Source organism: Burkholderia sp. IT-111MI5, assembly GCF_949752865.1.
GTDB lineage: Bacteria > Pseudomonadota > Gammaproteobacteria > Burkholderiales > Burkholderiaceae > Burkholderia > Burkholderia pyrrocinia_C.
Map to the genome: position 1 here is coordinate 1 of NZ_CATKIF010000009.1, position 11,655 is coordinate 11,655.

The 11,655-nt window shown below is 62.3% G+C and carries 6 protein-coding genes; all 6 read left to right on the forward strand.

Annotation, left to right across the window (positions count from 1 at the left end; translation table 11 throughout):
* Positions 1–380 precede the first annotated feature (380 nt).
* The 6 genes from ACM6JT_RS07105 to ACM6JT_RS07130 all read left to right on the forward strand — a co-directional run bounded on the left by ACM6JT_RS07105 (position 381) and on the right by ACM6JT_RS07130 (position 11,594).
* Positions 381–3,500 carry an ATP-binding protein gene (locus tag ACM6JT_RS07105; protein ID WP_414856162.1) on the forward strand — a complete coding sequence of 1,040 codons (3,120 nt, stop codon included), beginning with the start codon at positions 381–383 and terminating at the stop codon, positions 3,498–3,500.
* A 616-nt stretch (positions 3,501–4,116) separates the two neighbouring features.
* On the forward strand, positions 4,117–4,785 hold the full coding sequence (locus ACM6JT_RS07110) for a response regulator (RefSeq protein WP_034181875.1): 669 nt from the start codon (positions 4,117–4,119) through the stop codon (positions 4,783–4,785).
* A gap of 177 nt (positions 4,786–4,962) precedes the next feature.
* Positions 4,963–8,082, forward strand: coding sequence for an ATP-binding protein (locus tag ACM6JT_RS07115; RefSeq protein WP_414856163.1), 3,120 nt, complete (start codon positions 4,963–4,965; stop codon positions 8,080–8,082).
* 808 nt (positions 8,083–8,890) lie between these two features.
* Complete coding sequence (locus ACM6JT_RS07120; protein WP_414856164.1) at positions 8,891–9,433, forward strand: fimbrial protein; 543 nt, start codon at positions 8,891–8,893, stop codon at positions 9,431–9,433.
* 725 nt (positions 9,434–10,158) lie between these two features.
* A complete protein-coding gene (locus ACM6JT_RS07125) occupies positions 10,159–10,701 on the forward strand; it encodes a fimbrial protein (protein ID WP_414856164.1) in 543 nt (180 codons plus the stop codon).
* Positions 10,702–10,820: 119 nt separating this feature from the next.
* Positions 10,821–11,594, forward strand: coding sequence for a molecular chaperone (locus ACM6JT_RS07130; protein WP_414856165.1), 774 nt, complete (start codon positions 10,821–10,823; stop codon positions 11,592–11,594).
* Positions 11,595–11,655 lie beyond the last annotated feature (61 nt).

The following is an 11,655-nucleotide window of genomic DNA, read 5'->3' on the forward strand; positions in this document are numbered from 1 at the left end:
GGGCGGCGAGTTGGGCATGGCCGGAGAATCATTGGAACAGTCGGTATGCGCGCCGCCAGTACGCGTCGAGGTGGCAGCGCGATCGGGGGCAAATCTTTAGAAAACTTTAACAAAATGCATTGCCCGAGCTGTTGATCCGCCGAACGCTCAGTCGACGCAATGCGAAAAAACGACGCGTATTTGTCGCATCAAGATTCGGTCAAGTCCGAAAGTGCGGCGCAGTTCTATCTAATATGTACGAAATGGTTCATGCGACGAGGACGCCCGCGCGAGCCTTTGGCATGATCGGAAATCCCTTCATTTTCTAGGTGTTTTCCGAGACGGTCACGGGTGCCGGAACGACGTCGTTCCGGTCGCGTTCGCGATCGTCAACGCGCGCCATGTCGCAGAGCCCGCTTCAATCGATTCGTCGTTATCAGAGCATTTCGGTGTTCGGCGGCGGAATCGTCGTTACCATCCTTGTCCTGATCGCTTGCGGTCTCGGGATGGCATCGATCGTCTCGGGTTATGTCGAAGGGGCGCGGCGCAACTACCTGAACGGCCTGGAGCAGACGCTCAACGAAATCCAGGTAAGCGAAACCTCGTTCCGCAACGGCGTCGCGAACGCGCAGCTGATCTGGCAGGAGGCCAGCGACGTGCCGGCGCCGATCGTCGACGAGTTCCTCCTCAACGACCAGCGCGTCGCGACCCGTCCGTATCCTTCCCTCGTCGTCGGCGTGCCCGCGCGCACCGGCGATCGGGCCGAAGTCGCGCGCTATCTGTCGTTGTCGGTCCTGTTGGCACGTATCTGCGCGGCCAGCTCGATCAATCGCGGGCGCACGCTGGAGGGCTACCACTACAGCACGCGCACGGGTTTGTTCGCGCTGATCCCCCATCGGGACCGCGACGATCCCGCGCTGGTTTCGCCGGAAAGCCGCGCACGCATACTGGACGCGCTGCGCGTCGATTTCGAGCACTCGTATCAGGGCATCATCGATGCACGTCCGCACGTGCGATGGCTGCCGCCGTTCACCGATCCCGTGTCGGGGCAGTCGCGCATCCGGCTCGCGGCCGAGGCGCGCGACAACGGCAAGCCGTTCGCGGTGCTCGTCACCGAATATCCGCCCGATTACCTGCTGTCCTGGCTCGCCGACTATCGCCCCGAAGGCATGTTCTACATCACGACGGCCGATGGCCGGCTCGTCACGATGGATCCGTCGGCAAGCGATGCCGATCGCGTGGAAAGCCTGCTGAAGCTGAACCCGTCGCGGGGCGGTGCGTCGGCGTCGGGCGCACCCGTATTCCGGAACGGCTTCCTGCTGTTTCACGGCAAGCTCGAACCGACGGGCTGGACGCTTGCGTATGCGCTGTCGTGGGCCGACATCGCGGCCGGCGTCGCACGTTCGGCCGGTACGCTCGGCGCGGCGACGCTGCTCGCGCTCATCGTCATGTGGGTGCTGCTGCTGCGCTTTCATCGTCGGGAGTTCGTGCCGCTCTACGCGAGCTCGCAGCGCGTGTTCGACAGCGAAGCGCTGTGCCGCAGCGTGATCGAGATGGCGCCGATCGGGCTCGGGCTGATCGCGCGCGACGACGGGCGTTTCATGCTCGTGAGCCCCGCGTTGACGGACGTGGTCGAGCGGATCGGCGGCGACTATCACGCGCTGTCGAGCCAGGTGGCCGACGCATGGCAGGCGCGTGGCGACGCAGGCGGCGTGTTGTACGGCGACCTGCTGCTGGGCGACACGCAAGCCGCGCACCTGAACCTGGAGTTCATCGCGTGCGGCGCACGCTATCAGGGCACGGACGTGCTGATCGCCGCGGTCGCCGACATGACCGCGAAGCGGCAACTTGTGCAGCAGCTGGAAGAGGCCGTGCGCGCGGCCGATTCGGCCAACGCCGCGAAATCGTCGTTCCTCGCGGCGATGAGCCACGAGATCCGCACGCCGCTGAACGTGATTCTCGGCAACCTGGAACTGCTCGAGCGCTCGGCGCTCGACGCGGTCCAGCATGGCCGCGTGTACACGCTGCGCACGTCGGCGAAGAGCCTGCTCGCGCTCGTCAGCGACATTCTCGATTTTTCGAAGATCGAGGCCGGCGCGATGTCGGTCGAATCGATCGCGTTCGACGTGAGTGCGACGGTCGAGCGCGAGCTGAACGCGTTCGCGACGATCGCGAAGGCGAAGGGATTGCAGCTGTTCTGCGAGATCCATGCGAGCAGCACGCAACAGATGCGCGGCGATCCGACGCGGCTCGCACAGGTGCTCCGCAATCTGCTGAACAACGCACTCAAGTTTACGCATGCGGGCAGCGTGACCGTGCGCGTTGCCGTCGTCGCCGACGGGCACGACGCCCCGGAACTGTCGATCGAGGTCGAGGATACGGGCATCGGCATTGCCACCGAACATCGACACAAGTTGTTCAAGGCGTTTTCGCAGGTCGATACGTCGATCACGCGACGTTACGGTGGCACCGGTCTCGGGCTCGCGCTGTGCAGCCGGCTCGTCGCGGCGATGGGCGGCCGCATCGCGGTGGAGAGTGAGCCGGGCGCCGGCAGCCGTTTCACGGTGCTTCTGCCGCTCGGTATGGACGTCGTCACGCTCGACCGGCCGCGCGCGGCGCACGCACACGCGCTGACGCTGATCGCCGCGCATCCCGCGTGGCGCGATTTCGCGTTACCGCATCTGCAGGCATGGGGATTCGACGTCAGCGTGTACGACAGCCCGTCGAGTCTGCCGGGCGGCGTTGCGCGACGGGGCGTGGTCGTGCTGTTCGGCGATTCCGACACGTGGTCGCACGCGGATCTGGCCAGCCTGAGCGATTGCGAGCGGCTGATACTCGCGATACCCGACGGCCCGCTCGAACCGTATCGTGCCGGCGACACGGTACGCGTGTCGAGTTATTCGCTCGGCGGCTTGCGTGCCGCGTTGGCGCTCGGCGGCCCGCTGCTCGGTGGCCCGATGAGCGACGAAAGCCGGATCGATACCGTATCGGGCGACGATCCGCGGCGTGACGATTCGCACGCTCGCGATTCGGCGGCGGCTGAAATGTCGCGCGCGGCCGCCGAGCGCGGCAGTCGCGCATTGCGCGTGCTCGTCGCGGACGACGAAACCATCAACGGCTCGATTTTCAGCGAGCAACTGTACGCACTCGGTTGTACGGCAGCCGAGGTCGGATCGGGGTGTGCGGCGCTCGAATCGCTGGCCGGCGGTGAATGGGACGTGCTGCTGATCGGCGACGATCTGCCCGACATGCGCGCGCACCAACTGGCGGAAGCAGCGCGCGGCGTCGATCCCGCGTGCGACGTACTGGTCGTGACGTCGCATTTGACACCCGAAGGCATGCAGCGCTGCGCGGCAGCCGGTGTGCGGCGCGTATTGACAAAACCCGTGACGCTCGGTCACTTGCGCGGCGCGCTTGCGCATGCGTGGCAGCGGCGTGCCGCGGCTTCGGCGAAGGAGCCATGCGCGGCCGCTTGCCCATTGGGCTCAACCAATCATGAAACAGCTTTGTATGACAAGTAACCAACAGCAGCGTACGCGTCAGCGCGTATCCAAAACAACAAGGGCAGGGTGCCGGCGCATGTTCACGTCGCGCGGCAGAATTCAAATCAATACTGGAGGGGAACGTCGTGCGTCACGTAGGGAAGGTATTCGCACTGTTGCTCGATTTTGCCGCGCTCTCTGAGAAGTCCCGTCGGGAATTCCTGACGATGATGAACGAGTTTCTGCTCATGTCGCCGGTTCAGCGGCGCCGTACGCTGAACGAGTGGAAAAATCGGGTGGACGGCAACCCGCATGACCTGCCTGGCGATTCGAGCCACCGATAGCGCCGCGTCGCGGCCCGACCGCGCTGCGTGAGAGCGTAGCCGGTATCCCGTAACGGCGCCGAGCCGTCGTCAACTTCGGCAATCTGCGCGGCGCGTCCGTGCGGACAGGTCGTGCGTATCACGAGCGCCGGCACCTGTCGTCCGCCGCGTGGCCCACGCTAATTGCAGGGCGAACCGGGATTTATCTTAAAATTGAGTCATTATTTGTCCGGTGCGCCTAATATGGCCAGCCATCGACGCGATGGCGCGAGCATGCTCCCCGTCGCGGCGGGGACCGGAAGCGTGACTGAAAGCCTCGGGGAAACAGGAACATGGACGAATTTTTTGTGCGCGTGATGGTGGCCGACGATCATCCGGCGTCCGCGCTCGGCATGTCGCAGTCGCTGCAAGGCAACAGTACGATCAAGCTTGTGGGCACCGTTTCGAACTCGACGGACCTGGTCGCGGCGCTCGACGCGCAGCAGAGCGACGTGCTCGTGCTCGACTACGTGATGCCGGGCGGCAAGTACGGCGACGGGCTCGTGCTGCTGTCGTTCCTGCAGCGCCGCTATCCGGCGCTGCATATCGTGACGATCACGATGATCGACAACCCGAGCGTGCTGCGCGCGATCCACAAGCAGGGTGTGAGTTGCATCCTCAGCAAGTCGGACGCGATCTCGCACCTGATCGGCGCCGTGCATGCCGCGTACGTCGGTGCGAACTACATGTCGCCGTATATCAAGCAGCTCCTGCAGGACATCGAATCCGAGCCCGCTACCCGCGCACTGACGACACGCGAGATCGAGGTTGTCCGATTGTTCGGCGCGGGCTACACGGTGGGAGAGATCGCCGCGCAGCTCCATCGCAGCAAGCAAACCATCAGTTCGCAGAAGTCGAGCGCGATGAAGAAGCTCGGGATCGTTCGCGACGCGGATCTGATCCGTTACAACGACGAGCAAAATCTCGCCGGTGCGTCCGACGACGATGCCGCGTCGACGTGACGCACGAGGCCCGGCTGCCGCTCCGGCCAGCTTCCGGGCAAACTCCGCCGAAGTGACGCATCGCGTGTGAGCGCAGGCACGCCACGCGAACGACTACCCCGTTTTCCCGCGGGGCGATGCGCCGGCATCGGCGAATGATGCGGTATGCCCGGCCACGAGCAACGAGATCGATACGACATGCCCGCAAAGCTCAAAAGAATTGTTTCGTACGCCACCGGGGCCGTTCGCAAGCCATTCGAACCGGGGCGCGTCCGGCGGCAGCAGCAGTTTCAGCTGTATGCCAGCGGCGCGGCGATCTCTGGGTTCATTCTGGCGTGCGCAACGCTCGTTTTGCTGCTCGACGTGCAGGAGTCGCTCGAGCGCTTCCGCGTCGAGTTCACGGGGCGCAGGGCCGAACTCGTTGCCGAGGTGGAGATCATGCGTGCGCTGCGGAATCGCTATGTCGAGGACATGGAGCTGCAGTGGGCCGGCGTCGCTGAAAATTCGCCGGGCCTGCCCGGGTTGCTCGCCGGCAAGCACGGCAAGCAGACGTTCGTCGGGCGCAAAGGGCGAATTGCGATCGCCGCATTCGCCGACATCCCGCCGGCCGCATCGGCGAACAGTCACTTGCCTTACCTCGCCCGCTATCTCGAGGGGGTAGAGGTGACGGGCGTCCTGCCCCCGCCGCAACCGGCCGATCCGGGCGGTTCCGCTTATCTGATCGATCCGAACGGAGATTTCATCGTGGCGGCAGGGCATCCGCTCGTGAAGCGGGCGCTTGCACTGCCAGCCGGTTTCGATGTGAGGGCACTGGCCGAGCAACTGCTGCCGACGACAAACGATACGGCCGCATCGACAGCGGATGCGGCCGTATCGACCGCGCCCGCCGTTCGTCGAAACGCGATTGCGCTGGACCGGCGATTCGATCCGGTGCTCGGACGCTCCGTGCTGCGGATGGTGCAATGGGTGCGCGGCGCGAACGGCAAGCCGGTCGTCTGGTTCGTCATCAACAGCCTGCCGCTGATAGAGGGGATACTGCGCTCACCGGGCGCCGGCAGGGAATACGCGCTCATCGATTCCAGCGGAAATCTCCTGCTCGGCGGGCAACCCGACGGTGCGATGGTGGCCACCGCGCTCGAGCATGCGCGCCACGAGGCCGGCGAGCGAGCGGCCGCACATCGCGTCGGCATGAACTTCGTCGTCAGCGACCGGGTACCGAGATCGGACGAGGTGGTGATGGCGACCATCTCATGGCGTGCGGTTCTGAGCGACATAGCCTTGCGCGCGAGCTTGACGGTTGCGCCCGCGCTCTTCGCGATCGCATTGCTGTGGATCGCAATCGTGATGTTCGACAGGCGGGCGCTGCGTCCGGCGAATCGGCGTGCGATTCGCCTGATCGAAAGCGAGGCGCTCAACCGGGCGCTGATCCGCACGGCGCCGGCCGGGCTCGTGCTGCTGTCGTTCGTCGACGGCGAAGCGATCGTGCGCAACGACGCGATGATCGCGTACGAGCGGGGCGTGGCGGGCGAGCCGCTCGGCAAGCGGCTGTGGCGCGCGTACCGGGACGGCGCGCCCGCCGGCAACGCGCGTGCGCGCGTCACGCGGGAGCTGGCCGTCGAGCGCGCGGGAAGCGGCACCGTCTATCTCGACGCGCACATCGTGCGCACCAAGTACCGCGGGATCGACGTGCTGCTGTGCACGCTGCTCGACATCACGGCCCGCAAGCAGGCCGAGGAGAAGCTGCGCGAGGCGCGCGAAGCCGCCGAGCTCGCGAACAAGGCGAAGTCGACGTTCCTCGCGACGATGAGCCACGAGATCCGCACGCCGCTCAACGCGATCATCGGCAACCTGGAGCTGATGGAGCGCGCGCAGATGGCGGCGCCGCTGCGGCGCCGGCTGGGGACGATCATGTCGTCGTCCGATGCGCTGCTGCGCGTGATCAACGACGTGCTCGACCTGTCCAAGGCCGAGTCGAACCAGATGGCGCTCGAAAGCATCCCGTTCGACCTGCGCCGTGTCGTGAACGACGTGGCCGCAATCTTCCGCCCGCTCGCGGATGCGAAAAACCTCACGCTTGCCTGCAGGATTGCGCCGGATCTTGCCGATGGTTACGTGGGAGACCCGACGCGGCTGCGGCAACTGGTGTCGAACCTCGTCAGCAATGCGATCAAGTTTACGAAGCGCGGCGGCGTGACGATCGACGTGCGGCTTGCCCAGGCGGGCCCGGCAGGCCGCGGCGTCGAAATCGCCGTCCGCGATACGGGCATCGGCATTCCCGAGGACAGCATGTCGACGCTGTTCGACGTCTATATCCAGACCGATGCGTCGATCTACCGGCGTTTCGGCGGCACGGGGCTCGGGCTGCCGCTGTGCCGGCGCATCGTGACGCTGATGGGCGGCGAGCTGAGCGTCGACAGCCGTCTTGGCGACGGCACTGCTTTCGTGGCTGCGTTGCCGCTGCCCGAAGCGCCGGCTGGCTGGCGGGACGATACGCCGGAGCCCGGGACGTTCGCGGATACCGTGCGCGGGTACGAAGCGGAGGCGGATTCCGACGTGGGCACGGAGGCTGACGCGCGCGAGGAAGCTGCCGATGACGAACCGCTGCAAGTGCTCGTCGCCGAGGATCATCCGGCAAGCCGGGCGTTGCTGCGCGACCAGCTCGACGCGTTGGGCTACGACGCGACGATCGTTTCCAACGGCATCGAGGCGATGCGCGCGTTCTTCGAGCGGCCGTACGACGTCGTGCTGACCGATCTCGGCATGCCGGAACTCGACGGCTTCGCGCTCGCGAACTTCCTGCGCGAGCAGGGCGCGCGCGTGCCCGTGATCGCGATGACGGCACATGCGACCGACGAGGATCGCCGGCGCTGCGCGCAGGCCGGCGCGGTGGAGGTCGTGCTCAAGCCGCTGTCGATCGAGACGCTCGACGCGGCGTTGCGGCGGCATGCGGGGCGCGACGCGGCGTCGCCCGCACCGGCGCACGGGCAAGCGCAAGCGCCAGTGGCGCCCGCGATGACCGACGAGGTGCGGCGCACGCTGCACGACGCGACGCTGCATTCGCTCGCGGCGATCGGTGCTGCGCTCGCGAGCGGAGACGCCGATACGCTGCGCATCGAACTGCATTCGATGCGCGGCGGTTTCGCGCTGGCGGGCGACGCCGAAGCGCGCGACGCGTGCGCAAGCGCGGAGCACGCGATGCGGGACGGCGGCCCGGAAGCATTGAAACGCGTGTGGAGTTCGACCGAGGCAGCCGTCCGGCTGGCGCTCGGACGGCTGTCGGCAGGTGACGAGCCGGGTTCGGGCAGGCGTGGAAAATGAGCTTGGGCATTGGTCGTTGGTTCGTGACGGACGGAAATCGTGCCGCGCATCGCTGCTTGAACTTTCCGACACCCACTGCCCTAACAGAGAGGCGGACGCTCGACGGCGATCCGTTCACGCACCGCCGCTTCGCGGGTTCGGTGCCGGCGTGATTTGCATCGAGCGAGCGGTAGCGTCGATTACTGATACATGATCGAGCAGACCGCCGACGTATTGACAGAATCCGACGATGTCCGCCACCGACCGCTGCGTATTGTGCCTCGTAGGGAAGCGTGGCCGTACCGTCCGACAGTGAGATTGCCTTCGAGCTTTCATCGGCCTTGTTGCCAGGCCTCACTATCAGTGAGCTTGTCGACGACGGTTTGTCGTCCAATGGGCCCCCCCTTATCCCTGTCCCAACGTCCTAATTCCGCAAGGCATGCATGAGTTGGTTACCGTGTTTAAACGCTCGACGCTACTGATTCGAGTATCCATTGGCGTCGCTGACGACGATGCGTGGGAATTTCGGATGCCGATATAAGGCTGGAAGCAAGACCATCATCGCATGTTTGCACATGACTCGAGGGGCCTTCGCGCGCGTCGAAATTTGTTAAATCGACTTTGCAATCAATGGCCTGAGTTTGATAATGAAATGGAATCGTACGGGTACTAGGTGTTATGGTGAGGATCTGAGATTTGTCCTATTTGTTGGTCGCGATGGATGATTGAAAATGTTTCGTGTGGAATTGATGTCCACGCATCAGGTGGCGATTTATATAAGTCAGCTATTTGAGCATTGAAATATTTTATTATCCATATGGACCAAAATATGAAAAAGCAGATTCTTTCCGCACTTCTTGCTTCGGCTGGTTTGATGATGATTACGTCGGCTGCTCATGCCACCGACGGCACGATCACGATTAACGGCTCGATTCTTCAGTCCACCTGCAAGATCAATGGTGGCACCACCGGCGACGTGACTGTCAATCTGCCGAAGTTGCGCAGCACGGCGCTGCCGTCGGTCGGTTCGGTTGGTGGTCGCACGCCTTTTACGCTCGCTCTCAGCGATTGCGGCACGACGGGTGGCAAGGTCGGCGTGTATTTCGAGCCGGGTGCGAACGTTGATGCGTCGAGCGGCCGACTCACGCTGGACGCCGCGGCGGACACCGCGAAGGGCGTTCAGATCAACGTGCTGAACGACAAGCAGCAGCAAATCAAGGTCGGCTCGGCGGGCGACCAGAATTCGCAGTTGGTCGATATTGCTGCGGACGGTACTGCAACGCTGAACTACTTTGCGGAGTACTACGCCAGCGATGCCGTGACGGCAGGAACGGCAAATTCGAAGGTCCAATACTCGCTGGTGTATCAGTAATCGAAGCAGGGAGGGGAAACCCTCCCTGCAACTGAATATCAGTAATCAAGGCAACGGAGAGGCTTTCAGAAGACTCTCCGTTCAACTGAATCGACCTTGTCGCGATGCCACAATTGGCAAGGCTCGGTTGCAGGTCGGCTGACTTTCAGCGATGTAAGTTACGCGATCGGCATTGCGATGCAGCGGCCATGGAACAACGCGTGGCCATCGCGTCAGTGTGGCCCGCTTTCTTTGGCCGCGATACCTGGCATCACTATCCCTTGGCTTGCCAACGAAGGCTTGACACCCAACGGGAGTCCTCTCATCCCTGTCCTAACGTCCTAATTCCGCAAGGTATGCATGAGTCGGTCGCCGTGCTAAAGCGCTCGACACTACCGATTCGAGTATCCATTGGCGTCGCTGACGACGATGCGTGTGAATTTCGGATGCCGATATAAGGCTGGAAGCAAGACCATCATCACATATTTGCACATGATTCGAGGGGCCTTCGCACGCGTCGAATTTTGTTAAATCGACTTTGCAATCAATGACCTGGGTTTGAGGGCGAAGTAAATTCGTACGAGTACTAGTGTATCTGACCGCGATCTAGGAACTGTCCTATTTGCTGTTGGAAACGATTGATTGAAAATGTTTCCTGTGGAATTGATGTCCACGCATCAGGTGGCGATTTATATAAGTCAGCTATTTGAGTATTGAAATATTTTATTATCCATATGGACCAAAATATGAAAAAGCAGATTCTTTCCGCACTTCTTGCTTCGGCTGGTTTGATGATGATTACGTCGGCCGCTCATGCCACCGACGGCACGATCACGATTAACGGCTCGATTCTTCAGTCCACCTGCAAGATCAATGGTGGCACCACCGGCGACGTGACTGTCAATCTGCCGAAGTTGCGCAGCACGGCGCTGCCGTCGGTCGGTTCGGTTGGTGGTCGCACGCCTTTTACGCTCGCTCTCAGCGATTGTGGCACGACGGGCGGCAAGGTTGGCGTGTATTTCGAGCCGGGTGCGAACGTTGATGCGTCGAGCGGCCGACTCACGCTGGACGCCGCAGCGGACACCGCGAAGGGTGTTCAGATCAACGTGCTGAACGACAAGCAGCAGCAAATCAAGGTCGGCTCGGCGGGCGACCAGAATTCGCAGTTGGTCGACATTGCTGCGGACGGTACCGCAACGCTGAACTACTTTGCGGAGTACTACGCCAGCGATGCCGTGACGGCAGGTACGGCAAATTCGAAGGTCCAATACTCGCTGGTGTATCAGTAATCGAAGCAGGGAGGGGAAACCCTCCCTGAAACTGAATATCAGTAATCAAGGCACGGGGAGGCTTTCAGAAGACTCTCCGTTCAACGGAATCGACCTTGTCGTGATCGGTAGATTCTCCTGTGCTCGCTTCCCCGGAATTACCTGATACCGAATATATGAAAATCCGAAATGTCCTCCGCACGTTTGCGCTAGCTTCCACGATATTCGCAGCGAATGCCGATGCCGGCGTCGTGATTTCTGGAACCCGTGTGATTTTCCCCGCGGCAGAGCGCGAAGTGACGATCAAGCTTACGAACGATGGCAACACACCGGTGCTGGTTCAAACATGGTTGGACGATGGCAATGCAAACACGGCACCGGAAAAAGCAGATGTGCCGTTTACGTTGACGCCTTCGATGTTCCGGATGGAGCCCGGTAAAGGGCAGTCGCTTCGATTGATTTACACGAATGAGCCGTTGCCGACAGACAAGGAAAGTCTGTTCTGGCTGAACGTGCTCGAAGTTCCGCCCAAGGCCGCGAACGACGATCGCAACAAGATTCAAATTGCATTCCGAACGCGCATCAAGGTGATGTTCCGTCCCGATGGCCTGCCCGGAAAGGCGTCGGATGCACCGGCGCAGGTGAAGTGGGAAATGGTACGCGATAACGGGAAATATGCGTTGAAAGCAACGAATCCGACACCGTACGTCGTGAATATCGGAAGCGTCGCTATCAAGACTGACGGGAATAGCTTCGATGCAAAATCTGGAGCAGTGTTGCCTGGTGCGACTCAACTGTTTCCTGTCGACGGTATGCATACAGTCCCTGCCTCGAACATTACCGTCACATATTCCAGTCTGAATGATTGGGGCGCAGGCGATACCAACGAGAAGACAATCTCGTTCGGTAAATAGTACGGCGCGTACTGAAGATTATGTTAGTTAAAAATGATGTGTCGATTTATCGCCGCATTCG